The sequence below is a fragment of the Pseudomonas sp. Pc102 genome (assembly GCF_018408275.1).
GTDB classification, from domain to species: domain Bacteria; phylum Pseudomonadota; class Gammaproteobacteria; order Pseudomonadales; family Pseudomonadaceae; genus Metapseudomonas; species Metapseudomonas tohonis.
Map to the genome: position 1 here is coordinate 6,419,086 of NZ_AP021905.1, position 26,287 is coordinate 6,445,372.

General features: G+C 68.2%; 21 protein-coding genes and 1 pseudogene. 8 read left to right on the forward strand and 14 right to left on the reverse strand.

What is annotated here, in order from left to right:
- Nucleotides 1-72: 72 nt before the first annotated feature.
- Entirely contained in the window at nucleotides 73-1,263 is a 1,191-nt protein-coding gene (locus tag PHLH3_RS29270; protein WP_213627180.1) for a PLP-dependent aspartate aminotransferase family protein, read from the forward strand.
- Nucleotides 1,264-1,526: 263 nt separating this feature from the next.
- On the opposite strand, the gene PHLH3_RS29275 is transcribed toward PHLH3_RS29270, so the two are convergent.
- From PHLH3_RS29275 to PHLH3_RS29315, 9 genes and pseudogenes are all read right to left on the reverse strand, one after another.
- On the reverse strand, nucleotides 1,527-2,525 hold the full coding sequence (locus PHLH3_RS29275) for a FecR family protein (RefSeq protein ID WP_213627182.1): 999 nt from the start codon (nucleotides 2,523-2,525) through the stop codon (nucleotides 1,527-1,529).
- Entirely contained in the window at nucleotides 2,522-3,097 is a 576-nt protein-coding gene (locus PHLH3_RS29280; protein WP_213627184.1) for an RNA polymerase sigma factor, read from the reverse strand. The genes PHLH3_RS29275 and PHLH3_RS29280 overlap by 4 nt, the downstream gene beginning before the upstream one ends.
- A gap of 122 nt (nucleotides 3,098-3,219) precedes the next feature.
- Entirely contained in the window at nucleotides 3,220-3,840 is a 621-nt protein-coding gene (locus PHLH3_RS29285; RefSeq protein ID WP_213627186.1) for a glutathione binding-like protein, read from the reverse strand.
- Nucleotides 3,841-3,900: 60 nt separating this feature from the next.
- A complete protein-coding gene (locus PHLH3_RS29290; protein WP_111264621.1) occupies nucleotides 3,901-4,302 on the reverse strand; it encodes a biopolymer transporter ExbD in 402 nt (133 codons plus the stop codon).
- Between the two features lies 1 nt (nucleotide 4,303).
- Entirely contained in the window at nucleotides 4,304-5,017 is a 714-nt protein-coding gene (locus PHLH3_RS29295; protein WP_111264622.1) for a MotA/TolQ/ExbB proton channel family protein, read from the reverse strand.
- A 37-nt stretch (nucleotides 5,018-5,054) separates the two neighbouring features.
- Nucleotides 5,055-5,863, reverse strand: a pseudogene (locus PHLH3_RS29300) (energy transducer TonB).
- A gap of 423 nt (nucleotides 5,864-6,286) precedes the next feature.
- Nucleotides 6,287-7,192, reverse strand: coding sequence for a TauD/TfdA family dioxygenase (locus PHLH3_RS29305; protein ID WP_213627188.1), 906 nt, complete (start codon nucleotides 7,190-7,192; stop codon nucleotides 6,287-6,289).
- A 74-nt stretch (nucleotides 7,193-7,266) separates the two neighbouring features.
- Entirely contained in the window at nucleotides 7,267-8,172 is a 906-nt protein-coding gene (locus PHLH3_RS29310; RefSeq protein WP_213627190.1) for a TauD/TfdA family dioxygenase, read from the reverse strand.
- Between the two features lie 36 nt (nucleotides 8,173-8,208).
- Nucleotides 8,209-10,569, reverse strand: a complete 2,361-nt coding sequence (locus tag PHLH3_RS29315) for a TonB-dependent receptor (RefSeq protein WP_213627191.1) — start codon at nucleotides 10,567-10,569, stop codon at nucleotides 8,209-8,211.
- A 367-nt stretch (nucleotides 10,570-10,936) separates the two neighbouring features.
- Here PHLH3_RS29315 and PHLH3_RS29320 point away from each other — a divergent pair, with 367 nt between their 5' ends.
- Complete coding sequence (locus tag PHLH3_RS29320) at nucleotides 10,937-11,866, forward strand: LysR family transcriptional regulator (RefSeq protein ID WP_173176962.1); 930 nt, start codon at nucleotides 10,937-10,939, stop codon at nucleotides 11,864-11,866.
- A gap of 339 nt (nucleotides 11,867-12,205) precedes the next feature.
- On the opposite strand, the gene PHLH3_RS29325 is transcribed toward PHLH3_RS29320, so the two are convergent.
- Entirely contained in the window at nucleotides 12,206-13,255 is a 1,050-nt protein-coding gene (locus PHLH3_RS29325; protein ID WP_213627193.1) for an ABC transporter substrate-binding protein, read from the reverse strand.
- Nucleotides 13,256-13,496: 241 nt separating this feature from the next.
- On the opposite strand from PHLH3_RS29325, the gene PHLH3_RS29330 reads away from it, so the two are divergent.
- From PHLH3_RS29330 to PHLH3_RS29340, 3 genes are read left to right on the forward strand one after another with little or no spacing between them, the layout of a single operon-like run.
- On the forward strand, nucleotides 13,497-15,143 hold the full coding sequence (locus tag PHLH3_RS29330) for an ABC transporter permease subunit (protein ID WP_244863105.1): 1,647 nt from the start codon (nucleotides 13,497-13,499) through the stop codon (nucleotides 15,141-15,143).
- A complete protein-coding gene (locus PHLH3_RS29335) occupies nucleotides 15,140-16,003 on the forward strand; it encodes an ABC transporter ATP-binding protein (protein ID WP_173176969.1) in 864 nt (287 codons plus the stop codon). The genes PHLH3_RS29330 and PHLH3_RS29335 overlap by 4 nt, the downstream gene beginning before the upstream one ends.
- A 13-nt stretch (nucleotides 16,004-16,016) precedes the next feature.
- Nucleotides 16,017-17,624: an arylsulfatase gene (locus PHLH3_RS29340; RefSeq protein ID WP_213627197.1), complete on the forward strand. Its 1,608-nt coding sequence runs from the start codon at nucleotides 16,017-16,019 to the stop codon at nucleotides 17,622-17,624.
- A 174-nt stretch (nucleotides 17,625-17,798) separates the two neighbouring features.
- On the opposite strand, the gene PHLH3_RS29345 is transcribed toward PHLH3_RS29340, so the two are convergent.
- The 3 genes from PHLH3_RS29345 to PHLH3_RS29355 all read right to left on the reverse strand — a co-directional run bounded on the left by PHLH3_RS29345 (nucleotide 17,799) and on the right by PHLH3_RS29355 (nucleotide 20,929).
- Entirely contained in the window at nucleotides 17,799-18,767 is a 969-nt protein-coding gene (locus PHLH3_RS29345) for a sensor domain-containing diguanylate cyclase (RefSeq protein ID WP_213630735.1), read from the reverse strand.
- A 75-nt stretch (nucleotides 18,768-18,842) separates the two neighbouring features.
- The gene (locus PHLH3_RS29350; protein WP_213630737.1) at nucleotides 18,843-19,871 is read right to left on the reverse strand and encodes a DUF2955 domain-containing protein; all 1,029 of its coding nucleotides are present in this window, start codon (nucleotides 19,869-19,871) and stop codon (nucleotides 18,843-18,845) included.
- Complete coding sequence (locus tag PHLH3_RS29355; RefSeq protein WP_213627199.1) at nucleotides 19,868-20,929, reverse strand: HlyD family secretion protein; 1,062 nt, start codon at nucleotides 20,927-20,929, stop codon at nucleotides 19,868-19,870. Before PHLH3_RS29355 ends, PHLH3_RS29350 begins: the two co-directional genes overlap by 4 nt.
- Before the next feature lie 167 nt (nucleotides 20,930-21,096).
- Here PHLH3_RS29355 and PHLH3_RS29360 point away from each other — a divergent pair, with 167 nt between their 5' ends.
- Both PHLH3_RS29360 and PHLH3_RS29365 read left to right on the forward strand, forming a co-directional pair.
- Nucleotides 21,097-22,053, forward strand: a complete 957-nt coding sequence (locus PHLH3_RS29360) for a LysR family transcriptional regulator (protein ID WP_213627201.1) — start codon at nucleotides 21,097-21,099, stop codon at nucleotides 22,051-22,053.
- Nucleotides 22,054-22,149: 96 nt separating this feature from the next.
- Nucleotides 22,150-22,347: a hypothetical protein gene (locus PHLH3_RS29365; protein ID WP_213627203.1), complete on the forward strand. Its 198-nt coding sequence runs from the start codon at nucleotides 22,150-22,152 to the stop codon at nucleotides 22,345-22,347.
- A 541-nt stretch (nucleotides 22,348-22,888) separates the two neighbouring features.
- Here PHLH3_RS29365 and desA read toward each other — a convergent pair.
- The gene (gene desA / locus PHLH3_RS29370) at nucleotides 22,889-24,076 is read right to left on the reverse strand and encodes a delta-9 fatty acid desaturase DesA (protein ID WP_213627206.1); all 1,188 of its coding nucleotides are present in this window, start codon (nucleotides 24,074-24,076) and stop codon (nucleotides 22,889-22,891) included.
- Between the two features lie 165 nt (nucleotides 24,077-24,241).
- Between desA and dibA the strand changes: the two genes are divergently transcribed.
- Nucleotides 24,242-26,182: a phosphodiesterase DibA gene (dibA, locus tag PHLH3_RS29375; RefSeq protein WP_213627208.1), complete on the forward strand. Its 1,941-nt coding sequence runs from the start codon at nucleotides 24,242-24,244 to the stop codon at nucleotides 26,180-26,182.
- Nucleotides 26,183-26,287 lie beyond the last annotated feature (105 nt).

Consider the following 26,287-nt stretch of genomic DNA (forward strand, 5'->3'; position numbering starts at 1 on the left):
CTCGACTATCGTCGGCGTTCTTTTTTGGGTGGTGGCATTGCCCCCATTCCGCACGATTTCTCGGAGGACTCCATGCCTGAATCCAGACCCGGCCTTTCCACCCGCGCGGTGCACAGCGGCAACGATGTCGACCACAAGATGGTCACCCGCCCGAAGACGCTGCCCATCTACGAGTCCTCGGTGTTCGTCTACGACAACCTGGAACAGGTGGACGACTTCCTCGCCGGCAACCCGGACAACTACATGTACACCCGCATCGCCAACCCCAACCAGGCGGCGCTGGAGCAGCTGGTGCGGGACCTGGAAGGTGGCGAGGCGGCGCTGTTCTCCGCCTCCGGCATGGCCTCGGTGAGCGCGGCGCTGCTGGGCCGGCTGAATGCCGGCGACCACCTCATTGCCAGCCGAGAGCTGTACGGCACCACCCAGAGCCTGATCGAGAAGGAACTGGCGCGCTTCGGCATCACCGCCACCCTGGTGGAGATCAACGACCTGGCGGCGGTGGAGGCGGCCATCACCCCGGCCACGCGGCTGATCTACACCGAGACGGCCTCCAACCCGCTGGTGCGCATCAGCGACATCCCCGCCCTGGCCAAGCTGGCCAGGGCCCACGGGCTGAAGCTGCTGGTGGACAACACCTTCCTCTCCCCGGCGCTCTACAACCCGCTGGCCGCTGGCGCCGACCTGGTGCTGCACAGCACCACCAAGTACCTCAACGGCCACAGCGACGCCACCGGCGGCATCCTCGTCGGCGACGCCGAATGGATCGCCCAGGCGCGGCGCTTCCAGATCAATGCCGGCGGCAGCGCCAGCCCCTTCGAAGCCTGGCTGACCTTCCGTGGCGCCAAGACCCTGGCCCTGCGCATGAAGGCCCACTCGGCCAACGCCCAGGCCCTGGCCGAGGCGCTGGAGGCCCATCCAAAGGTGGCGAAGGTGTTCTACCCGGGGCTGCCCTCGCACCCGGACTTCGCGCTGGCCCAGCGGCTGTTCCCCAAGGGCGCCTCGGGCATGCTGAGCTTCACCCTCAAGGGTGGCCTGGCGGAGGTGGACGGCCTGATCCGCGGCCTGCAGCGCACCGCGTTCGCGCCCTCGCTGGCCGGCGTGGCGAGCAGCATCACCCACCCGGGCAAGACCAGCCACCGCGCCCTTTCCAGCGAGGCCCTGGCGGAGCTCGACATCCACGACGGCACCATCCGAGTCTCGGTGGGCATCGAAGACGCCGACGACATCGTCGCGGACTTCGTGCAGGCGCTGGATGGCCTCTGACGGGTAGCCCGGGCTTCGGCCCGGCAGCGCTCTCGGGGCGCAGTGGCTCCCGTAGGGTGGCGTAGCGCGAAGCGAAACCCGCGCGGTGGACGTGAGGGCGCCATGAATGCTCGAAGAGCACCGGGCTTGAGGCTTCGCATCAGGTTCACAACCGCTCATGCAGGCAGCGCCACTCGCCCCTGCGGGGCCGATGTTCCGCAGATGGGCGGGCGGCGTTCCACGGGACACGAATCCATCGATCCGTGCCCCTGAGTCACGCCGGCTCAGCGCAGGACGATCAGCCGCCCCAGCACCTCGTGCTGGCGGAAGCCGACCACGGCTCGCAGGGAGTCGAGGATGGCGTGGGGGTCGTTGCTGGGGAAGCTGCCGCTGATGCGGCGCGCGGCCAGTTCGTCATCCAGCAGGACGATACGGCCGGGGTAGTAGCGCGCGAGGTCGGCCAGCACATCGGCCAGGGGCGTCTTGTAGAAGGTCAGGCGACCTTCGCGCCAGGACAGCTGGGCCGGGGCGTCCACGGTCCAGGCCTCGGCGGCCCTGCCATCGCTGTAGGCGAGCTGCTGGTTGGCACCGAGCACGGCCTGCGGTTGCCCGGGCGCAGCGGTGACGCCCACCCTGCCCTGCTCCACCGTGACCCGCGCGCCGCCATGGCGCAGGCGCACGCCGAAGCGTGTGCCGAGCACCCGCGCCTCGCCGCCGGCGGCTTCCACCACGAAAGGCACCTCGCCGTGGCTGACCTCGAAGAAGGCCGCACCCCGGCGCAGCTCGACATGACGCTCGTCGGCGCGCAGGTCGACGCTCACGGCGCTGTCGGCGTCCAGGGTGACGACCGAGCCATCGGCGAGCGTCAGCGTGCGTATCTCGCCCGGCGCGGAGACGTAGTCGGCGCCCAGGTCCTGCAGCCAGTCGACGGGCTTCCAGCCCCCGCCCCAGACCACCAGGGCCAGGCTCGCCGCCATCGCCAGCACGGCGCCCCAGCGCCGTCCGGCCGCCGGGCGCTCGGCCATGCGCACCAGGTACTGGCGCAGGCGTGCATCCTCCTCGGCGGCCAGCGCGGAGGCCGCGGGCCAGGTGCGCTTCCACAGTTCCTGGGCCTGGGCGTAGGCCTCGATGTGGGTGACATCCGCGTAGAGCCAGCGCTCGAAGGCCTCGCGCTGGGCCGCCGAGGGCCGCCCCTGCATGCGCCCGATCCACAGCCACGCCGCCTGTTCGGCCGCCTGCTGGCTGGTGCTGGCGGCGCTGGGCCGCTGCTGATCGAGACTCATGGTTTCGCGCTCCCCGGCGAGATGACGGCCGGCCTGTCCAGCAGGCTGGCCTTGCAGGCTTCCAAGGCACGCATCATATGTTTTTCCACCGCCGACAGGGACAGCCCCATCGCGCGGGCGATGTCGCCATAAGTGCTGCCGTGGATGCGGTTGAGCAGGAAGATGTGGCGCGTGCGCTCGGGCAACGAGCGCAACGCCGCGTCGACATGCCGCAGGTCGTGCCCGGCCTCCAGCGCCACCTCCGGGGGCGGCGCCTCGTCCTGCTCGAGCGCCAGGCCGGCCTCGTTACGGGTCCGCGCACCCTCGCTGCGCATGTGGTCGATGGCGAGGTTGTGGGCGCTGCGCAGCAGGTAGGTGGCGAGGTCTTCCACCGGTGCCGCGGGGCGCCGCCAGAAGCGCAGAAACAGGTCCTGCACCAGGTCCGCCGCCGTGGCGCGACAGCCGACGCGCCGGCTGACCAGCGCCTCCATCCGCTCCCGCTGGGCGAGGAACACGCGCAGCAGGTCCTCGCGCGCCAATGGCTCGTCGGAGGTCTGCGGCCGGGGCTCGGCCGGGGCGTCGGAATCGGACATCGGATCACTGCTGAGGCGCGCTCCGGATAAGACCGGGGCTTCGAAAGGCAGCGAATGATAATTCTTATCAAGAATCCTGCATAGAAAACCGCCGCTCCGATCATCTATCGGTGCGGCTTCTTTCAGGCCAGCCCCTCGACCCCCAGCGCCTCACGCACCGCAGCCCGGCCAAGGAAGGCCTGGCGCAGGCGCGCCACGGCGGTGAGCTGCTCGAACTCGCCGCCGATGCGACCGAGCCACAGGCTGAACACGCCCAGGTAGGCGTCGGCGAGGGTGAAGCGCTCACCTACCAGCCAGGTGCGGTTCTCGAGGTGGCGCTCGATATGTTCGAAGGCGCGATAAAGCTGCACCCGTGCCTGCACCCGGATGCCGTCGTGGGCGCCGGTATCGGCGGAGTAGCGTTCGGGGCGGTTCAGCGGGCGGAAGGAGGCGGCGTGCACCTCCGCCGCCAGGTAGCCGAGCCAGCCCTGGATCTGCGCGCGCTCGACGCTGCCGGCCGGAGCGAACAGCGGCGTGCCCGGCACCAGGTCGGCGAGGTACGGGAGGATCGCGCTGTTCTCGGTGAGCACGGTGCCGTCGTCCAGTTGCAGGGCCGGCACGCGGCCCAGCGGGTTGATGGCGTGGATGGGCGAATCAGCGGTGCGCAAGGCCACGCGCTCGACCTGGATCGGCAGCGCCAGCTCGCGCACCGCGACATGGCAGGCCAGCGAGCAGGCGCCCGGGGAGATGAACAGGGTGGTCATTGCGCGTCCTCGAATAAAAAAGGCCACCCTCCCCCTGCCTGAAGGCGGGTGGCCAAATGCTCAGCGGGCGGTGATCACCGCCAGCTTGGTGATCCCGGCGCGCTCGATGGAGGCCATGGCCTTGGCCACCGCGCCGTAGTCGACCTTGTCGTCCGCCTGCAGCTGCACACGCAGCTCCGGGTCCTTGGCCTTGGCGGCCTCCAGGTTGCCCTGCAGCAGGTCCGGCTGGATCTCGTCCTTGTTGATGAACAGCTTGCCTTCGCCGTCGATGCTCACCACCAGCGGGTCCTTCTGGTCCGGCGGTGCGACCGCTTCGGTCTTCGGCAGGTTGATCGGGATGGCGTTGGTGAGCAGCGGCGCGGTGACGATGAACACCACCAGCAGCACCAGCATCACGTCCACCAGCGGGGTGACGTTGATCTCGGAGAGAACTTCGTCGCTGTCTTGTGTGGAGAAGGCCATGTCAGGACGCCTCCTTCACTTTCTGAGCGGCGCCCTGCTTGCCGGCGGCAGGGTTGACGATGACCTTGAAGGCGCTCTTCTGGGCCAGGCTGTAGAAGTCGTGGGCGAAGTCGTCGAGGTCGGCGGCGGTCAGCTTGAGGCTGCGCAGGAAATAGTTGTAGACCAGTACCGCGGGCACCGCGACGGCGATGCCGACGCCGGTGGCGATCAGCGCCGCGCCGATGGGGCCGGCGACGGTTTCCAGGCTGGCGGAACCGGCCAGGCTGATGCCCTTGAGCGCTTCCATGATCCCCCACACGGTGCCGAACAGGCCGATGAAGGGCGAGGTGGAGCCGATGGAGGCGACCACCGCTAGGCCCGATTCCAGGGAGCGGCGCTCACGCTGGATCTGCTGGCGCAGGGCGCGCTCGAGGCGGTCCTGGTGGTTGATCGCCTGGCTCAGGTCGCCGGGCTGGCCGCCCTGCACCTGGATCGCGGCGAAACCGGCCTGGGCCACGTGGGCGACGGCACCGGCGTGGTCCTGCACCAGGTCGGCGGCGCTGTCCAGGCTGGTGGCGCTCCAGAACAGCTTCTGGAACTTGCGGTCCTGGTGCTTGAGACGGGCGAACTGGATGCCCTTGACCAGGGCCAGGCCCCAGGTGACGACCGAGAAGCCGATCAGCAGCCAGATGACGAGGTGCTCGACCGAGCCGAAGGGGTTGTTGAGTAGGTCCATGTTGCGATCCTCCAAGTGCGCCGGGGCGCGAATCTGTTCAGTTCAATTTGAAGTCGATGGGCACGCTGACCCAGCCATCCTGGGCCACGTCGCCGCGCTTGGCGGGTACGAAGGTCCAGCGTTTGACGGCCTTGATCGCCGCCTCGTCGAGCAGGTCGCGACCACTGCTCTTCTGTATCTGCACCTCGCTGGGCGAGCCGCTGGCCAGTACGTGCACCCGCAGCAGCACCGTGCCTTCCCAGCCGCGACGCTGGGCGAAGGAGGGGTACTCCGGCGCCGGGTTGCGCAGGTAGCCGGCGTTGGCCGAGGGCGGCGTGACCGGTGCCGGCGCGGGTGGAGCCGGGGTGCCGGGGGCGCGGGCGGCGCTTCCACCTTGGGCGGCGGGGGCGGTGCCTCCACCGGCTTGGGTGCCGGCTTGGGCACGGGTTTCGGCTTCGGCTTGGGCACCGGCTTGGGCGGCGGCGGCTTGACCGCGAGCTCCTCCACCACGGGGGGCGGCGGCTCGACGACCGGAGGCGGTGGCGGCTCGGGCGGCGGCGGTTCCACCACGGGCGGTGCCGGCGTGGTGAATTCGATGGTCATGGGCGGAATCTCGGGCGGCACCTCGGGCAGCGCCGGAGTGGGCTTGTTGCTCACCCAGTAGAGAACGCCGGCATGCAGCACCAGGGCGAAGGCGCTCAGCAACAGCGCTTCGCGACGACCGAGCACACGACCGTCGCGGCCCTTGAAGCGCGACGCGCCGAGGGCATGGCGCAGCGGCACGCCGAGGTCACGCACTTCGCCAGGGCTGCGCGCTTCACGCCACAGCAGGTCGCTCGCGCTGTCGGCTTTGAGGACATTGCCCATCGGCAAGACTCCCGGTTGGAAAAAATCCGGCCTGTGCACCGGAAAGTGATCGGAGGGCAGCTGAGGAGCTGCATGAGGGCCATTCCAGAGCGGTCGGCCACGGGGAAATGATTGGTTTTGCGGCTTATCCCATAAAGTAATTTTTAATGATTCATTAATTACCTAATGGAATATAAATTTATAAACTCATGAAAAATAAGGATTTTTAATTTCGAATGCTTTGTAGGCATCGAAAATATGCCGGGAAGGCATTGAAAGCGGTGGGGGACGGCGATGCGGCGCACCGCTTGGCGACCGGAGCCGCCCTACAGGTTCATTCCGGCATCGCACGGATCGATCCTGCACCAGGCCCCACGCATTGGCGTCGGGCCCTTTCGCGAACGGATTGGCTTCCACAGGGTGGAGGCTGGCGGGGCGGAGGGATCAGAACGGGCGGCTGCCGCTCAGGCTGATGCGCTTCATGCGGCGTTTTTCGGTGGCGGGGAAGCCGTTGCGGGCGTGGAGGACGGCCTGGTTGTCCCACCAGACGATATCGCCGGCGCGCCAGGCATGGGCGTAGTGGAAGCGCGGGTTTTCCAGGTGCTCGCGCAGGCGGCCGATCAGCGCCTTGCCGTATTCGGGGTCGGCGCCGGGGATTTCCACTTCCGTGTGCACGCCGAGGAACAGCAGGCGCTTGCCGCTTTCCGGGTGGGTGCGCACCAGCGGGTGCTCGGTGCCCTGGATGGCGGGGATATCCGGCGTGCGGTAGGTGACGAAGCCGCCGTTGTAGCCACCGCTCTTGAGGCGGATGAAGGGGTTGTAGGTGATCAGCCGCAGCGGGTCGATCTCGCGGCGGGTGGCCTCGTCCAGCGCGCTATAGGCCAGGGCCAGGTTGGTGAAGCGGGTCTCGCCGCCCTTGGAGGGCACTTCCAGCGCGTAGAGGAAGGAGCCGGAGGACGGCGTCGGCGTCCAGTGGTGGTCGGCGTGGGCGGGGATGGCGGTGTTGCCCAGTTCGCCGTCCTCGGTGTTGGCCACCTTGACGATCTCCGGCGCCTTGCCGTCGACACCGGAGGACAGCACCGGGATGTCCGCCGGCGGCTGGAACACCGCGCCGAAGTGGGTGGCGAAGGCCAGGTACTGGGCGTCGTCCAGGTGCTGGTCGCGGAACAGCAGGATGTGGTGTTCGCGCTGGGCCTGCTTGAGGGCCAGCACCTGGGCGGGGGTGATGCGGGTGGCGTCGAGGCCGCTGACCACCGCCCCCAGGGGCGCGGCCAGGGGCGTGATGGCGAAGGGGGCGTCGTGGTGCAACGGTGCGGCGGGTTCTGCCTGGGTGTGGGTGGCCAGGGTCATGGTCGGTCTCCTGTCATGGGGTGGGATGGCTCGGCGGGCCCGCGCATCCGCGAAGGCCCGCCGCACGCCTCGCGTCAGCCCTTGCGGGTGGTGCGGCTGCGCTGGCCGTCGATGCCCACCGGCACGTCGCCGGCCAGGGTCACGCGGCGCACGATGCGCGGCTGCGTGTCGTAGTCGTCGACGGCGTAGTGCTGGGTGGAGCGGTTGTCCCAGATGGCCACGTCACCGGGCTGCCAGCGCCAGCGCACGGTGTTCTCCAGGCGCGTCACGTAGCCCTGGAGGACGGCGAAGATGTGCGCCGAGTCGGACTGGGACAGGCCCTTGAGGCGTTTGACGAAATGCCCCAGCAGCAGGCTGTGTTCGCCGCTGACGGGGTGCACGCGCACCACCGGGTGCTCGGTCTCGTAGACGGTGGAGGTGAACACCTTGCGGTACTCCTCCAGCTTTTCCACCGGGGCGTTGGGGCGCACGCCGGCGTAGTCGTATTCGTTGCTGTGGATGGCCCAGAGCTTGTCGGCCAGCTCGCGCAGTTCGCCCGGCAGGTCGGCGTAGGCGGTGGCGGTGTTGGCCCAGACGGTGTCGCCGCCGGCGGCCGGGGCCACCACGTTGCGCAGGATGGAGGCCTTGGGGTAGGCGTCGACGAAGGTCACGTCGGTGTGCCAGGAGTTGGCCCGCTGGCCTTCGGCGCCGTCGAGCTGCAGCAGGTAGCGGGTGCCTTCGCGCACCGGCACGGTGGGGTGGGCGACGGGGTCGCCGAGCAGCTTGGCGAAGGCCTCCTGGCCCTGGTCGTCGAGGTGCGTCTGCCCACGGAAGAAGATCACCTTGTGACGGACCAGGGCGGCCTGGATGGCGTCCACGGTGGCGGCGTCCAGCTCGGCGGAGAGGCTGATGCCACGGATCTCGGCGCCGATGCGCCCGGCGATGGGGTGGATGTCCAGCTGGATATCGGGCTGCTGGCTGGCCAGTGCTGCGTTGCTCATGGTGCGGTCCTCGCGTTGGGTGGGTGCTGCTGGGGGTCAGAAGTCGTAGCGCAGGGAGACGCCGGCGGTGCGCGGGGCGCCCACCGAGGCCGTGTAGGCGCCGTTCAGGTAGGCGAAGGCGCTCAGGTAGTAGTCGGTGTCGGTGGCGTTGCGCACCCAGATGGAGGCGTCCACCTGGCCGTCGCCCAGGTCGCGGCGCACGCCGGCCGAGAGGTTGACCAGGCCGTAGCCGTCGATCTTGGAAAGGTCGGAGTTGTCCAGGGTGCCTTCGGCCTCGGAACGGTACGAATAGCTGGCGGTGAGGTAGGGCTCGATGCGGTTCTCCAGCTGCCACTTGTATTCGCCGCTGAGGTTGGCGATCCATTTCGAGGCGCCGACCACGCGTTCGCCGGTAAGGTCGCAGGTGGCCGGCGCGCCGGGGGCGGTGCTCACCTCGCCGGGGCACGGGGCGTCCTTGAAGCTGAGGTAGGTGACGTCGTTGTAGGAGCCGTTGAAGTTCAGGGTCAGGCCGCGCACGGGCAGCGCGGTGGCTTCGAACTCCAGGCCGCGCGAGCGCACGCTGCCGGCGTTGGCCAGCACCTGCACGACGTTGGGGGAGCCCGGCGCCTGGTACAGGGTGGTGGCCTGGTAGCCGTGGATGCCGGTCCAGAACAGGTTCGCGTTGAGCAGCAGGCGGCGGTCGAGCAGCGTGCTCTTGAAGCCCAGCTCGGCATCGTTGGCGCGCTCGGGGCCGACCAGCAGCGAGTCGGCGCCGGCCACCGGGGCCGAGCCCACGGCCAGGTTCACCCCGCCGGATTTCTCGCCATGGGCCAGGGAGGCGTAGCCCAGCAGGTCGTCGTCGAATTTGTAGGCCAGGTTCAGCAAAAAGGAGGGCGCGGCGTTGTGCAGGCCGAGGTCGCCCGAGTCATAGGCCCCCAGTTGCGCCGCGCGGATGGCGGCGGCCTGGCCGGTCACCGCCGCACCACCGACCGGTGCGAAGCGCTGCACGTTGGCGTCCTTTTCCTCGTAGGTGCCGCGCAGGCCGGCGGTGAAGTCGAGGCGGTCGGTGAGGTGCCAGGTGCCCTGGGCGAACAGCGCGTAGCTGTCGGTCTCGATCTTGCCGTTGGCCTTGGTGCTGACGTTGTTGATGGCGCCCAGGTTGGCGCCGAGCAGGAACAGGTCGGCCCGGGAGCCGTAGTCGGTGAAGGTCTTGTTGCCCAGGTTCTGGTTGAACACGTAGGCACCGACCACGTAGTCGAAGGCGCCGCCGGTGGGCGAGGCCAGGCGGATCTCCTGGGAAAACTGGCGGTCGTGCACTTCCACGCCGGTGTTGAGCAGCGCCGGCACGTTGAGGCTCTCGTCGTTGGCCGGGGTGAAGTGCCAGTAGCGGTAGGCGCTGATGGAGGTCAGCTTGTAGCCGCCGGCGAGGCTCCAGTTAGCCTCCACCGAGCTGCCGCCCTGGTGCACGCTGACGTTCTGGCGGCCGTCGATGTTGACCTTCCTGTCGTCCGGGTCGCGCACCGGCGAGGCACCCGCCAGGGCCGCGCGCTGCCAGTAACGGGCCGGCGCGCCGTAGACGACCATGGTGCCGGTGCTCGAATCCTCCTCGTTGTAGTCGTTGATCCAGCGCAGGCTGAAGTCCTCGTTGGGCTCGAAGAGGAACTGCCCGCGCACGCCCTGGCGTGCACCGCCGTTGAGGTCTTTGCCGTCGTGGATGTTCTTGATGAAGCCGTCGTCACGGGTGCGGTAGGCCGACAGGCGCGCGGCGAGGGTTTCGGTGAGGGCGCCGTTGACCGTGCCCTTGGCCTGGAAGTAGCCGTCCTGGCCGCCGGAAACCTCCACCGTGCGCTCGGGGCTGAAGGTGGGTGCGCGGGTGCTGATATTGAGCACGCCGGCGGTGGTGTTCTTGCCGAACAGCGTGCCCTGGGGGCCACGCAGCAGTTCCAGCTGCTCGATGTCCAGCAGGTCGAACACCGCCATGCCCGGGCGACCGAGATAGACGTTGTCGAGGTAGACCCCGGCGCTGCCTTCGAGGCCGTCGCTCGCCGGGTTGTTGCCGATGCCGCGCACCGCGACGCTGGACTGGCGGGCATGGATGAAGGCGACGTTGACGCTGGGCAGCACCTGCTGCAGGTCCTGCACCTTGTAGATGCGCTGGGTCTCCAGGGCGCTGCCGCTGAGGGTGGTGATGGGCGTGGGCACGTCCTGCACGTCTTCCTCGCGGCGGCGGGCGGTGACGGTGACCTTCTGCAGGGCGACATCCTTGTCCACTTGCTGCTCGGTGTTGCCCTCGGCGGCCCAGGCGCTACCGGCGCCAAGGGCCAGCAGCAGGGTCAGTGCATAGTCCACGGCGGCCAGGCGCTGCAGCGCCAGCGGTCGGGCGAGGGGCGAGGGGAAGGCGGTACGGCGTTGGCACATGGGGCGATCCTTGTTCGGGGCCCGGCTTTTTCCGGGCGGAGCGGGCCCGCATCGCACGCAGGGCGACGGTCGGGGCGGCGTGTGTTCGGGGGAGCGTCAGGCGGCTTGGATGGCCGCCGGGCTCAGGGTCCGGCTGTCAGCGACAGGCGCACATGAGCGGCGCGAGGAGCCGGGTCATGGCGAGGGCGGGAAATCGTGCTGGCGTGGTCATCGGGTATCCCCCTTCGGGCTGGGCCATATACTTATTCCTTTTTAATCTTATTTATCTAAACAAGCTTCGTTGACGGAATAAGAGCCTGCATTTAAAACCAGCACCCAGATGGGGGCAAATGCCTTCGACCTATATTTTCGATGCCGGTAAAGCATGATGGACCTGCGCCAACTCCGTTACTTCATCGCCCTCGTGGAACACCGCAGCTTCGTCCGCGCGGCCGATGCCATGGGCATCACCCAGCCGGCCTTCAGCCGCAGCATCCAGGGCCTGGAGCAGGCCTTCGGCTGCCAGTTGGTCGACCGGGGCAACAAGGACCTGCGCCCCACGCCGGAAGGCCAGGTGGTGCTGCAGCACGCCCTGCGCCTGGTGCAGGGGGCGAGCAACCTGGCTCGGGAGATCGACCAGATGACCAAGCTGGATGCCGGCGAGCTGCACTTCGGTTGCGGCCCGGCGCCGGCGGCCAAGCTGGTGCCCGACGCCCTGGCCGAGTTCATCGCCCGCCATCCGCGCATCAACACCCGTTTCGAAGTGAACAACTGGGAAACCCTGGGCCGCCTGCTGGCCCGCGACGAGATCGAGTTCTTCATCGCCGACATACGCCAGTTCGAGATCGACCCCAACTTCCAGACCCGCGAACTGACTCCGCGCAACGGGCGTTTCTTCTGCCGTCGGGGGCACCCGTTGCTGGCCAAGGAAAGCCTCTCCACCAACGACATGTTCGACTACCCGCTGGCCGCCACGCGGCTGCCGGCGGGCATCCGCAAGCTGCTGGCAGGCTTCAGCGGCAAGGCCGACTTCACCCTCAACCTGGAATGCGAGCATGTGCCCGCGCTGATGCAGGTGGTGCGCCGCACCGACGCCATTGGCGTGGGCATGCTGGAGACCCTGGCACCGCTGCTGGAGAGCGGCGAGCTGGAGCTGCTGCGCTTTCGCAACCTGCCGGAGAACCTGGAAAGCCTCTCCGCCCGCTGCGGCATCGTCACCCGCACCGGCTACCGCCTCTCCCCGGCGGCGCGCGCGCTGATCGAAATCGTCGTCGAACTGGACGGCGCCGAGGCCGCAGAGGCCCGGCGCATCGCCTGACAGCCCCTCGGCGAGGCACGGTGCACATCGGTCCACCCTCGAGGCCACCCGCGACTCCGCCGGCTCTTCTGTAGGGGCGAATTCATTCACCCAGGTCGCACGCAGCGGGCCGGACAGCATGGGTTTCGCTGCGCTCTACCCATCCTACGGGCTGGCTCTTCTGTGGGAGCGACTTCATTCGCGAAGAGGCACGAGGTATCCCGGAATGTAGGGTGCACCACGCTTCATCGGTCCACCATCGGGGCCACTCGCAACTCCGCTGGTGGACGTGAAGAGCGACGTCCAACCTACGCACGGTTCAAGCTTCTCTGTAGGGGCGACTTCAGTCGCCCGGACGGCTCAGCGCGATGCCTGCACCGGCTCCTTCAGCGCCGCATCGAGGAAGCGCGGCTCGACCCAGTCGCTCACCTGGAAGGGTTTGCGGATCAGCCGCTGTTCGGCGGCGAAGTCCACGCCATTCTGCAGGCGGGCGAGGAAGGCGGGGTCCAGCTGCGGGTCGAAGATGTCCTTGAAGCTGTCGTCCTTGAGGTCGGTGCCGAGGATCACCGGCGGGTAGCTGGCCAGGCGCGAGACCAGCTCGACGTAGGCCTGCTTGTGGTCTTCGTCGCGCAGCCAGGTCACCGCCTGCTGCTGGGCCTTGACCAGGCGCGCGGTGACCTCGGGGTAGTCGCGGACGAAGGCGCCCGTGCCTACCAGCACCGCCTGTGTGCTGCCGGCGCCGCCCAGGTCGCGGGTGCTGAGCGGCAGTTCGGCGAGGCCCTTCTCACGCAGGGCGATGAGCCCGGCCAGGCCCCAGGAGGCATCCACCTGCTTGGCCGCGAGGGCGGCGTTGGCGGCGTTGAAGTCGAGGTTGATCACCTTGTAGTCGCGTTCGGACAGGCCGCGGCTGGCCAGCGCGTTGGCGAAGGACAGCTGGTTGGCGGTGCCGCGGAACACCGCGACGCGCTTGCCCTTGAGGTCTTCCAGGGTCTTGATCCCCGAGCCGGGCACCACCCCCAGGTAGCTCTTCACGTCGCGGGCGGTGGCACTGAGCAGGCGGGTGTCGAGGCCGCTGGCCTTGCCGATGATGGCGGCCAGGTCGCCGAGGTAGGCGAAGTCCACCTGGCCGTTGGCCAGGGCTTCGTTGATCACGGGACCTGCGCCCTTGAAGAAGCGCCACTGGATCTCGATGCCGTCCTTGGCGAATTCCTGTTCGAGGATCTGCCGGCTGCGCAGCACGTCCACCACGCCACCGCCGCTGTGTTCGCTGCCGGCGCTGAGGTCGGGCACGGCGATGCGGATTTCCTTGGGTGCCTCGGCCGCCTGGGCGAGCAGCGGAGCCGCGCCGAGCACGCCCGCCAGCAGAGTGGGGGCGAAGAGCCCGAGGACACTGTTGATCAGGGTTTTCATGGATGGGCGCTCCTGCGCGAGGGTTCGGTGAGAGCGCCAGATAGGCACAGGAGGAAATCGAAATTAAATACTAAAAATTCATTTTTTAATGACTGAAACGCATAAATCAGGACCACAGCGGCTTCCAGCGCGCTATGCAGGAAATGCATAAAAAATATTCGGCAAAGGCATTTGCCGCTCTCCGGCCCCTTCCCTATCTAATGACGCCTCTTATCCATAAATAAATGGATTTTCAGATTTTATATTTCACACGGAAATAACGTTAGAGCCCTGGCGCCGGGAGACACCGATGAGCAAGATCCAGACGCTGCCGAGCCTGCGGCCTCCCGCCCGGCTCCATCTGCCGGCCATCGGCGCCGGCATCCTCGACCGGGCCCTGCCCTGGCTGCTGCCCATCGGGCTGTTCCTGCTCTGGTGGCTGGCCGCCAGGCACCACTGGATGTCCGAGCAGATCCTCCCCGCCCCCGCCCTGGTGTGGCAGAGCGCATTGGAATTCGGTTCCGGCGAACTCTGGGCGCACCTGTGGATAAGCCTGCAGCGCCTCGGCATCGGCCTGCTCGCCGGTGTCGCCGGCGGGGTGCTGCTCGGTGCCTGGCTGGGCCTGTCGCGCCGGGCCGAGGCGCTGGTCTACCCGAGTTTCGTGGCCCTGGCGCAGATTCCGACCCTGGCCTGGATTCCACTGTTCATGCTGTTCTTCGGCATCGGCGAAACCCTCAAGCTGGTGGTGCTGGTGAAGGCCGTGGTGGTGCCGGTGACCCTGCATACCCTGGTTGGCGTGCGTGACGCCCAGCCGCGCCTGCGCGAGGCGGCGGCGGTGCTGCGCCTGCCGCCGCACCTTCTGGCCTGGCGCCTGGTGCTTCCGGCCGCCCTGCCCGCCTTCATGGCCGGGTTGCGCCTGGCCCTGGCCACCGGCTGGACCTCGCTGCTGGCGGTGGAGCTGCTGGCCTCCAGCGAGGGCATCGGCTACCTGATGGTCTGGGGCCGCCAGCTGTTCATGCTCGACCTGGTGTTCGTCTGCATCCTGGTGATCGGCCTGGTGGGCGCACTGATGGATCGCGGCATCAACCGCCTCGATTCGCTGCTGTTGTTCTGGCCCCACCCGGCCACCGCCGAGCGCCCGCGCGGTCCGCGCCTGCATGGCTGGCAACGGCTGCAGGCGGCCCTGCTGCCCCTGGCGCTGCTGGCCCTGTGGCAGGCCAGCAGCGCCCTGGCCTGGGTCGACGCCAATATCCTCGCCTCCCCGCTCGATGTGTTGCGCGCCCTGCACCAGGGGCTGCTGGATGGCAGCCTGCCGAAGGCCATGGGCGCCAGCCTCGAGCGCACCGTGGCAGGCCTGGCGCTGGGCGGCGGCGCGGGGTTGGCGCTGGGCCTGCTGCTGGGGCTCTCGAACCGCGCCGAGCGCATCGCCGGGCCCAGCCTCTCGGCCCTGCGCCAGGTGGCGATCTTCGCCTGGGTGCCGCTGCTCACCGCCTGGTTCGGCCTCGGCGAGGCGGCCAAGCTGGCCTTCGTCGCCCTGGCCGCCTTCTTCCCCCTGTTCATCGCCACCCAGCGCGGCGTCGCCGGCCTCTCGCCGCAGCTCGGCGAGGCGGCGCGGGTGATGCGCCTCGGCCTGGGCCAGCGCCTGCGCCTGCTGGTGCTGCCGGGCGCCGCACCGGCCATCTTCGCCGGCCTGCGCCTGGCGCTGATCTACGCCTGGCTGGGCACCATCGGTGCCGAGTACTTCATGCCTTCGGACGGCGGCATCGCCAGCTACATGCTCGGCGCGCAGCAGCTGTTCCGCATGGACCAGGTGATGGCTGCCATGGTCCTGGTGGGCCTGGTCGGCGCCCTGCTGGGCAACCTCGGACAACGCATCGAAGCGCGCGCGACGCGCTGGAGAACCGCATGAACGCCTTCAACCGCAACGCCGTGGAGGCGGCCAACCAGCCCCTGTCGCCCCCGCCCACCGTGAGCTTCGCCGGGGTCGGCAAGGTCTTCGAGGTGGATGGCCAGGATTTCCAGGCCATCCAGGACTTCAGCCTGGATATCGAGGAGGGCGAGTTCATCGCCATCGTCGGCTCCAGCGGCTGCGGCAAATCCACCCTGCTGCGCCTGCTGGTGGGCCTGGACACCGCCTTCGACGGCCGCATCGAGGTGGACGGCCAGCCGGTGCGCGGCATCGGTGGCGAACGCGGCATCGTGTTCCAGGAGCACCGCCTGTTCCCCTGGCTGACGGTGGCGCAGAACATCGGCCTGGGCCTGGTCAACGAGAAACTGGAACAGGGCGAGCGCGCCCGGCGCATCCACCAGTTCGTGCAGCTGGTGGGGCTGGGCGGCTTCGAGGGGGCCTACCCGCACCAGCTCTCCGGCGGCATGGCCCAGCGCGTGGCCATCGCCCGGGGGCTGGTGGCGAGCCCGCGCATCCTGCTGCTGGACGAGCCCTTCGGCGCCCTCGATGCGCTGACCCGCCAGCAGATGCAGGACGAGCTGCTGGCCATCCGCGCGCGCCAGCGCATCACCACCCTGCTGGTCACCCACGACGCCGAGGAGGCCATCTACCTGGCCGACCGCGTGGTGGTGATGGCGCCCCGCCCCGGGCGCATCAAGCAGGTGGTGCCGATCGACCTGCCGCGCCCGCGCCAGCGCACCGGCCATGACTTCCACCAGGTGCGCGAGGCGCTGCTGCACCAGCTCACCGGCGATGGCGACTACCGCCCGCCGCAGCCGCCCCGGCTGGCCGACCTGCCGTTCGAATCCATCGCCCTCTGACCCTGGAGCCTCCATGAGCAAACGCCCGAACTTCCTGATCATCGTCGCCGACGACCTGGGCTTCTCCGACCTGGGCGCCTTCGGCAGCGAGATCGCCACGCCGAACCTGGACCGCCTGGCCTTCGACGGCCTGCGCCTGACCGACTTCCACACCGCGCCCACCTGCTCGCCGACGCGCTCGATGCTGCTCACCGGCACCGACCACCACATCGCCGGCATCGGCACCATGGCCGAGGCGCTGACGCCGGAGCTGATCGGCAAGCCGGGCTACGAGGGCTACCTCAACGACCGTGTGGTGGCACTGCCGGAGCTGCTGCGCGAGGCGGGCTACCAGACGCTGATGTCCGGCAAGTGGCACCTGGGCCTGACCGCCGAGCGGGCGCCCCATGCGCGGGGCTTCGAGCGCTCCTTCTCGCTGCTGCCGGGGGCGGCCAACCACTATGGCTACGAGCCACCCTACGACGAGACCACGCCGGGCATCCTCAAGGCGACGCCAGCGCTGTATGTGGAAGACGACCGCTTCATCGAGCAGCTGCCGGAGGGGTTCTATTCCTCCGACGCCTTCGCCGACCGGCTGATCCAGTACCTGAAGGAGCGCGACCAGAGCCGCCCGTTCTTCGCCTACCTGCCCTTCTCGGCGCCGCACTGGCCGCTGCAGGCGCCGGCCGAGGTTGTGGATAACTACCGGGGCCGCTACGACGCCGGGCCCGAGGCGCTGCGCCTGGAACGCCTGGAGAAGCTCAAGGCGCTGGGCCTGGTGGCGGCGGATGTGGAAGCGCACCCGGTGCGGGCGATCAGCGCCGAATGGGACGCGCTGAGCGAGGCGGAACGCCAGGTGTCGGCGCGGACCATGGAGGTCTATGCGGCGATGGTGGAGCGCATGGACTGGAACATCGGCCGGGTACTGGACTACCTGCGCCAGCAGGGCCTGGAGGACGATACCTTCATCCTCTTCATGTCCGACAACGTCGCCGAGGGCGCGCTGCTGGAGGCCTTCCCCAAGTTCGGCCCGAACCTGAAGAGCTTCCTCGACCAGCACTACGACAACAGCCTGGAGAACATCGGCCGCGCCAACTCCTACGTGTGGTACGGGCCCCGCTGGGCCCAGGCGGCCACGGCGCCGTCGCGCCTGTACAAGGCCTTCACCACCGAGGGCGGCATCCGCGTGCCGGCGCTGGTGCGTTATCCACAGCTGCGGCGGCAGAAGCAGGTGAGCCACGCCTTCGCCACGGTGATGGACATCACCCCGACGGTGCTGGACCTGGCCGGCGTGCGCCACCCGGGCACCCGCTGGCGCGGTCGCGAGGTGGCGCCGGTGCGCGGGCGCTCCTGGCTGGGCTACCTCTCGGGCGAGACGCCCCAGGTGCACGACGGCAAGACGGCCACCGGCTGGGAGCTGTTCGGCATGCGCGCCATCCGCCAGGGGCACCTGAAGGCGGTGTACATCCCCGCGCCGGTGGGGCCGGAAACCTGGCAGCTGTACGACCTGGAGAAGGACCCGGGGGAAATCCACGACCTGGCCCAGGAGCGGCCGGAAGCGCTGGCCGGGCTGATCGCGGCCTGGCAGCGCTATGTGGACGAGACGGGGGTGATCCTCAGCGAGTCGCCGTTCCAGCCGTAGGGCGAGCGCGAAGAATGGGGGCGCAGGGTGGACCGTGGTGGCGATGAACCTGTAGGGGCGAATTCATTCGCCCAAGGACCGCATAGCGGTCCCATGGATTCCGAAGGGCGGGCCTGCGGCCCGCTTGGCGGCTGAAGCCGCCCCTACGGCACGAACCCCGGATCGCCCGGGTGGCTAGACCTGGACGATGCGGTTCTTGCCGCTGCGCTTGGCGGTGTACATGGCTTCGTCGGCGCGGGCGTAGAGCTGTTCCAGGGTGTCGCCGGGGCGCAGGGTGGTCAGGCCCTGGCTGAGGGTGACGCTGAAGATCTGGCCGGCGGCGCTGAACGACAGGCGCTGCACTTCGCGCTCCAGGCGCTCGGCCACCTGCAGGGCCTGGGCCGGGTCGCAGCCGGGGAACACGGCGGCGAATTCCTCGCCACCGATGCGCCCGAAATGGTCGACCCGCCGCAGGGCGCCGGCACCGCACTGGGCGATGCGCTGCAGCACCAGGTCACCGACCTGGTGGCCGTAGGTGTCGTTGATCTTCTTGAAGTCATCGATGTCCAGCAGCAGGAAGGCCAGGGGCCGTTCATAGCGCTCGGCGACGTCGAACTCGCGCTGGGCGCATTCGAAGAAGTGCCGACGGTTGCTGGTGCCGGTCAGCACGTCCGTGGTGGCCAGGCGCTGCAGCTCGGCCTCCAGGGTCTTCTTCTCGGTGATGTCCTCGGCGATGCCCACCACCAGGGTGCTCTGTCCGGCCTGGCCCTGGCGGCTGACGAAGCACTTGTCGCTGAGCCAGCGCACCTGGCCGTCGCCACGGATGATGCGGTACTCGCGCACCTCCACCGCGCCCTTGGTGAGCACCTCGGCGAGGCTGCGCGCGGCGTACTCGACGTCATCGGGGTAGATGCAGTTGCGCCACTCGTTGAAGTCCACCATCAGCAGCTCGGCCGGGCGGCCGAACATGCGCTCGTAGTGGGGGCTGACGTAGATGATCTTTTGCTCGTCCCAGTCGAAGGCCCAGAGCACGGCGTTGACGCTGCCCAGCAGGCTGTTGAACAGCAGTTCGCGTTCGCGCAGGCGTTCCACCTCGCCGCGGCTGTGCAGCAGTGCCAGGGTGAGCTTTTCCAGCTCGCTGGGTGTTTCCTCGAAGTTTTCCATCCGGCCCATAGCCTGCCTTCGCGTATTCGGGTCACGTTACGCCCACGACGAAGCGGTGGGCATGAGTGGCCGGCGTCAGGCATGACTCTGGTGACGAATGGCTGCAAAACGGTTGAACAGGCGGTGCAGGACGAACACCGCAAGCAGGGTGATGAATACCGCAACGCAAACCGAACTGAGCCGATAGGCCAGGCTGAACATCATGTCGTGACTCGGCGTCAGGTATTGACCGAAAACGATGGCCAAAGTTGTCAGCGCACCGAAGCCGATTCCCTGCGCACCCTCCAATACGTGCACTCGGGCACAGAAAAAGGCGGCTATCCAGTACAGCGAGGCGACGAGCGGTAGCACGTCGTAGTGATCGTAGAGCAGCAGTTGCAGCACCAGGGCGATCAGGCAGCCGAGCATGGTGCCGAGGGCGCGGATGCGTCCGGCGAAGCGGATGCCGTTCCAGTGCATGGGGAACAGCACCAGGATCGAGGCGATCTGCGCGGACAGCGAATCCTTCAGGTCGAAGGTCTGGAACAGGATGAACGACAAGGTGGCGATCGAGGCGCCGAGCAGGGCCTCGTGGCGCTGGCTGGCCAGGTCCTTGGGAGCGGCGGCGCGGGGCTCGCGGGGTTCGGCGTCGGGGAAGAGGAAGAACATCAGCCAGGCGACCAGCACCGTCAGCGCGGCGGCCACCAGGTTGCTGGCCACCAGGTCGTAGAGATGGGTCTCGGGGTAGCTGGCGAAGTGCAGCTGCATGGAGAGGAACACGCAGCCCAGGGCGCCGAACATGAACAGCGGGCCGCGCGCCATGAGGCTGAAGCGCCAGAGGAAGGCGCCGAACACCAGCGGCACGATGAGCAGCGGGCGGTCGCCGAACAGGCCGTAGATCACCAGCGTCTCCAGGCTCACCAGCACCGCCTGGGCGAGGAACTGGCGGATCACATGGGCGTTGATGGTGGGCACCAGGCCCAGCAGCAGCATGGGGTAGACGCAGAAGAACGAGCCGTTGTCCCAGTCCATCAGCTTGCACACGAACAATCCGAGGGTGCCGCCGCAGGCCAGTCGCAGGCACTGGCGCAGGCCGTTCTCGCTGAGGGCCGGGCGCTCCATCAGTAGATGTAGTGCAGCAGGCTGATGAGGCGGATCTGCACCCGGCCGAAGAACGCGGCCAGGGGCGACTCGTGGGGGTAGAGCTGCACCGTGGCCTTGGCGCCGCTGGGCAGGGGCGCTTCCGGAGGCGCATCGAGCAGCACGTGCAGGCGCTGGCGCTGGGCGTCGCGCACCCAGCGGTCGGAGGTGGCGGGGGCGGCGAGGTCGCCGTTGGCGTCCAGCTGGCCTTCCTTGACGCCCGCATCGATGGCGCTGACCCGCGCGGCGAAGATGCGCCCGGGCAGGGCGTCGAACACCACGCTGGCGCCATCGCCCAGGCCCACGTAGCGCAGGGCCTTCTCGCGGAAATCGGCGCTGACGTCGGCCTCATCGGCGACCAGGGCGGCCACCGGGCTGCCGGCGGCGACGAAGGCGCCGGGGGACAGCTGCAGGTTGCTGAGGGTGCCGGCGCGCTCGGCGCGGACTTCGCTGTACTGCAGTTGCAGGCGCGCCTGGTCGAGGGCGTTGCGGGCCTGGCGCAGGCGCAGGTTGCCGTCGCCCGCCGCGCCGCGCTCGGCGGCCAACTGGTGGATGCGTGCGGTGGCGGCGGCCACCTTGGCGCGGGCGGCGGCGCGCTGCGACTGGGTCTGCTCGAACAACTGGCGGGAAACGTGCTGGCTGGCCACCAGCTTGCCGAGGCGCTCGGTCTCGCGCGCGAGCTCCTGCGCCGAGGCCTCGGCGGCGAGCTTGTCGGCGCGGGCGGCGGCGAGGCTGGCGTCGAGCTCGGCGTTGTCCTGAGCGGCCTGCTCCAGCGCCAGCTCGGCGGCGTTGACGGCGAGGCGGAAGGGTTCGGGGTCGAGGCGGAACAGCAACTGCCCGGCCTCGACGTGGGCGTTGTTGGTCACGGCGATGTCCAGCACCTGGCCGCTGACCCGGGGCGCCAGGCGCAGAACCGGGCGGGTCAGCTGGGCCTGGGGGGTGATGGGCATCCACAGGTCGGCCGCGAGGAAGTAGGCGAAGAGCAGCACGAAGGCCACGATGGCGCTCCGCACCCGGCGGGCGAACCTTTGGTCGGGGGTCATGGATACCTCGGCAATGCAGGGCGGATCGGCAGGGCCACGAGCCCGCAGGCGGGGCGATGGGCGGTGATCCGGGAAAACGGCAAACAGCTCAGGGCTGGCAGTATATTTACCGGCGTTTCCTGGATAATCAGCGCCCTTCGAGAATCAGCCTTGCGCGAGGAGTAACAATGGACACCCTGAACAGCATGCGCGTGTTCACCCGCGTCATCGAGACCGGCAGCTTCACCGCGGCGGCGCAGGCGCTGGATCTTTCCACCGCGCAGGTTTCCAGGCTGGTCTCGGAGCTGGAGCAGCAGCTGCAGGCGCGGCTGCTGCACCGCACCACCCGGCGCCTGGCGCTGACCGAGGTGGGTGAGCGCTACCTGCAACGCTGCCGCTCGATCCTCAACGAGGTGGACCAGGCCGCCGCCGAGGCGCGCGGCGCGCACCTCAAGCCCAGCGGCCGGCTGAGGGTGCACACCATGACCGGCCTCGGCCTGCAGCACATCACCGCGCTGGTGGCGCGCTACACCGCGCTGTACCCCGAGGTGGTGATCGACCTGACGCTGTCGCAGCGCAACCCCGACCCGCTGGAGGATGGCCAGGACGTGGTGCTGACCTTCGCCCGCGAGCTGCCGGACTCGCAGATGGTGGCGCAATCCCTGGGGCAGATGTACAGCGTGGTCTGCGCGGCGCCCGCCTACCTGGAGCAGCATGGCGTGCCCACGGGGCCGGCGGACCTGCGCCATCACCGCTACCTGCGCCTGCTGGACCCGCTCTACCAGGACAACTGGGTGCTGCAGGACGAGGACGGCGAGTACGACGTGCTGCCGGCGGAGGCCTTCCAGGTCAACGTCGCCGAATCCCTGGCCCGCGCCGCCCAGGCGGGCATGGGTTTCTGCCTGCTGCCCTCCTTCGTCGCCTGCCAGCCGCTGCGCGAGGGCACGCTGCGGCGCCTGCTGCCGGAGCACCGCCTGCGCGAGCGCAACATCTACGCGGTGTACCCGTCACGGCGTTTCCTCGACGCCAAGACCCGGACCTGGGTCGATTTCCTCAAGGCCGAGCTGCCGCCCCTCTTCGCCCAGGACGATGCCGTGCTGGACGATCCCCGCCACTGGGCTGTGCGCACGCAATTGTTGCGTTAGAAGCAATTGTGATTCACCTGGGCCGCGGTTTTTCACCACCGGCCCGGCCCCTAAGATGGCCTCGGTTTCCAGATGCATCCCGCCGAGGATCACGCTATGCAACGCAATCTCTTTGTTACTGCCGCCTTCACCGCTTTCGCCCTGTCCTTCACCCAGTTCTCCTTCGCCGAAGAGTCGTCCGCCTTTGTTGCGCGAAATGCGCAGTATGAGCAGCGCGCCCAGGACGCCGCCCAGCAGCAGGCCGTCGCCAAGCAGGGCGCCGAGCGCAAGGCCGACGCCGACCAGGACAGCTGATCGACCCGCACCTCCTCCTTACCTCCTGACGTCGATGCGATTGCTCCTTTCGACGTCTTGTTCCAGCCGCCCTCCCCCGGGCGGTTTTTTTTGGCCGAGATTCAGGTGCAGGCGTATATGGGGCGGTGCAGGCGGGAGGGTCAGGGCAGGAGCGAATTCATTGGCGAAGGAGTGTCCAGCCACTCGGAGCAGGGAGACGGCGGTGTGCCTTTCGCGGCTGAAGCCGCTCCTGCAGAGGGCACGGCGCGGAGCACGGCCCAACCCCGCAGCGGTGGACCGGTGAGGCGGGGTCCACCCTGCATCGCCTGACAGCTCGTACCCGCACGGACTTCCCCGCTGGGTAGGGTGGATAGCGCTCTTCTATCCACCAAGCGGACTCGCCCCACACACCGACGCCTCGCCCCTCTCCCGTAGGAACGAACTCAATCGCGAAGGGGCGCCAGCGGGCCTCGCTGCGCTGGGCCTCGCGGGCTCGGCGCCAACCTACGGGGCCCAAATGAAAAAGGCCGGCGATGGCCGGCCTTCTTCGGGGTTGCTGCGATCAGGCCGCGACGGCCGGGCGCAGCGAGTAGGTCTTGAGCTGCTCGGCGAAGTCGCGCAGGGACTGGATGCCGCTGGCCTCGGCCTCGTGCACCCACTGCTTCATGGCTTCGAGCATGTCGTGGCCGTTGGCGCTGGTCTTTACCCAGATGTGCTGCAGGGCGAGACGACGCTCGTAGATCACCTTCAGTGCCTGGCTCTGCTCCAGCATGGCGGCGATGCGCGCATGGTGGCGCTCGTCCAGCAGGCTGGTCTCGCGGGACAGCAGGCGCTTGGCGCGACGGAACAGGTGACGCACCGACTCGTCGGCCTTGGCCAGTTCCTGTTTCACCAGGGGCGCGATAACCAGCTTGCGGTACTGCGCCATGATCTGGAAACGGTTGTTGAGGATGGCCATGGCGGTGTCCATGTCCAGGCTGCCCTTGCCTTCCACGCGATGGGCGATGGGCGCGACGCGCTGCACCTTGGCCAGGCGCAGGAAACTGAACAGCTTGATCCAGGCCCAGCCCAGGTCGAACTCCCACTTTTTCACCGACAGCTTGGCCGAGTTCGGGTAGGTGTGATGGTTGTTGTGCAGCTCCTCGCCGCCGATGAGGATGCCCCAGGGCACCAGGTTGGTGGCGGCGTCGCGGCATTCGAAGTTGCGGTAGCCGACGGCATGGCCGAGGCCATTGATGACGCCAGCGGCCCAGACCGGTATCCACATCATCTGCACGGCCCAGATGGTGATGCCGCCGACGCCGAACAGGGCCAGGTCGATGGCCGCCATCAGGGTCACGCCACCGATGGGGTAGCGCGAATAGACGTTGCGCTCGAGCCAGTCATCCGGGCAGTTCTTGCCGTAGATGCGCAAGGTCTCCTCGTTCTCGGCCTCTTCGCGGTACAGTTCCGCACCGCGGCGCAGCACGGTGCCCAGGCCCTTGATCACCGGGCTGTGCGGGTCGTCGACGGTTTCGCACTTGGCGTGGTGCTTGCGGTGGATCGCGGTCCATTCGCGGGTGTTCATCGCAGTGGTCAGCCACAGCCAGAAACGGAAGAAATGCTTCAGCGCCGGGTGCAGTTCGAGAGCGCGATGGGCGGAATAGCGATGCAGGTAGACCGTGACGCCGACGATGGTGATGTGCGTCATCACCAGGGTGACCGCCACCAGTTGCCACAGCGACAGGTCGAGAAAACCGTAGTACCACATGGAGTGCGTAGCCTCGGGGGAAGGAAGGGCGAGGTTGTCGGACAAACACAGGCATTATCCCCATGAATTGTGAGAAAACCATCCCGTTCTTTAGATAAGAAAGAGATGAATCTCCATTCATCTATAATGCGAAACCGATCACATCCGGCACGGCACCAATCACCTATGAAACCCAAGCTCAGCGCCATGAAACTGGTGCTGCCCTATTTCCTCCTCGCCAGCGCCTGGATCCTCTTCAGCGACCACCTGCTTCAGGTGCTGAGCCTGGATGGCAGCCGCCTGAATGCGCTGCAGTCCGCCAAGGGCATGCTCTTCGTGGTGGTCACCAGCGGCCTGCTGTACCTGCTGGTGTGCCTGCACATGCGCCGCCTGCGCGCCTACCTGCAGGCACGCCGCGAGCAGGAGAGCAGCCTGCGCCAGGCCGCCGCCGTGTTCGATGCCACCCAGGAAGGGGTCCTGGTCACCGACGCCGAGCAGCACATCGTCCACGTCAACCGCGCCTTCGCCCGCATCACCGGCTTCGAGGAGCGCGAGGTGCTGGGACAGACGCCGGTGCTGTTCAAGTCAGGTCGCCACGACGAGGCGTTCTACCAGTCGATGTGGAACGCACTGAAGAACCGCCACGCCTGGAGCGGCGAGGTGTGGAACCGACGGCGCAACGGCGAGGTATACCCGCTGTGGCAGAACATCCGCGCCATCCACGACGAGGAAGGCGAGCTGACCCACTACGTGGCGGTGTTCTCCGACGTCAGCGCCATCAAGCGCTCGCAGAACGAGCTGGACTACCTGGCCCACCACGATCCGCTGACCAACCTGCCCAACCGCCTGCTGTTCACCGAGCGCGTCGAGCACGCCCTGGAGCGCGCGCGCCGGGATGGCCGCGAAGGCATCGTCATCCTCCTCGACCTCGACCACTTCAAGCACATCAACGAAAGCCTCGGCCACAACCACGGCGATCTGCTGCTCAAGGCGGTGGGCGAGCGCCTGGCCACGCTGATGGCCGGCGGCATGACCCTTGCGCGCCTGGGCGGCGACGAGTTCGGCCTGCTCTGCGAGGATTTCAGCCCGGAGCAGGCCACCGACCTCGCCGGGCGCATCCAGCAATGCCTGGCCGCGCCCTTCCACCTGTCGACGCAGAACCTCTTCATCAGCGCCAGCCTGGGCATCAGCACCTTCCCCGGCGCCGCCGAGAACGTCGAGCAGGTGCTGCGCAACACCGACTCGGCGCTGTTCAAGGCCAAGAGCGTGGGCCGCGAGACCTTCGCCTTCTACAGCCAGGAACTGACCGAGCAGGCACGCCAGCGCGTCGAGCTGGTCACCGCGCTGCGCCAGGGCCTGGAGCAGGACGAGCTGCGCCTGGTGTTCCAGCCCATCCACGACCTGAACGACGGCCACCTGATCGGCGTCGAAACCCTGGTTCGCTGGCAGCACCCACAGCGCGGCCTGGTGCCGCCGGCGGAATTCCTGCCGGTGGCCGAGGAAAGCGGCCTGATCGGTGCCATCGACGCCTGGGTGCTGGAACGTGCCTGCCGGCAGATGCGCGACTGGACCGAGCGCGGCCTGCAGCTGTCGTTCATTGCGGTGAACGTCTCCTGCCGCCTGTTCAGCCGTGGCGAACTGGACACCCGCGTCGCCCGCGTACTCGCCGACACCGGCCTGGAGCCGGGTCGCCTGGAACTGGAGATCACCGAGAGCGCGGTGATGGAGGACCCGGACACCGCCCTGGAACTGCTCGACCGCCTGTGCAAGCTCGGTGTGCGCCTGTCCATTGACGACTTCGGCACCGGCTACTCGTCCCTGCAGCGCCTCAAGCGCCTGCCGGTGCACAAACTGAAGATCGACCAGAGTTTCGTGAAGAACCTGCCCGACGATCGCGACGACATCGCCATCGCCAAGGCCGTCACCGCCCTGGGTCACAGCCTGGGGCTGCAGGTGTTGGCCGAGGGCATCGAGGACCAGCGCCAGGCCGACTTCCTCCGTACCCTCGGCTGCGACCATGGCCAGGGCTACCTGTTCAGCCGCCCACAATCGGCGCAGCAGCTGGAGCAGATGTGGCAGCTCATCCCTCCCACCGGCACCAGCCCGCAACAGATCAGCCTCCTCTGACCCTCTCCCGGTGGGCCCGCGCCCACCCGGCATCAAGGCTGCCAAGCGCCCGGGCCCGCCGTTGCGCTTGCGCTTGATCCAATAAAACCAACGGTTATATAAAAA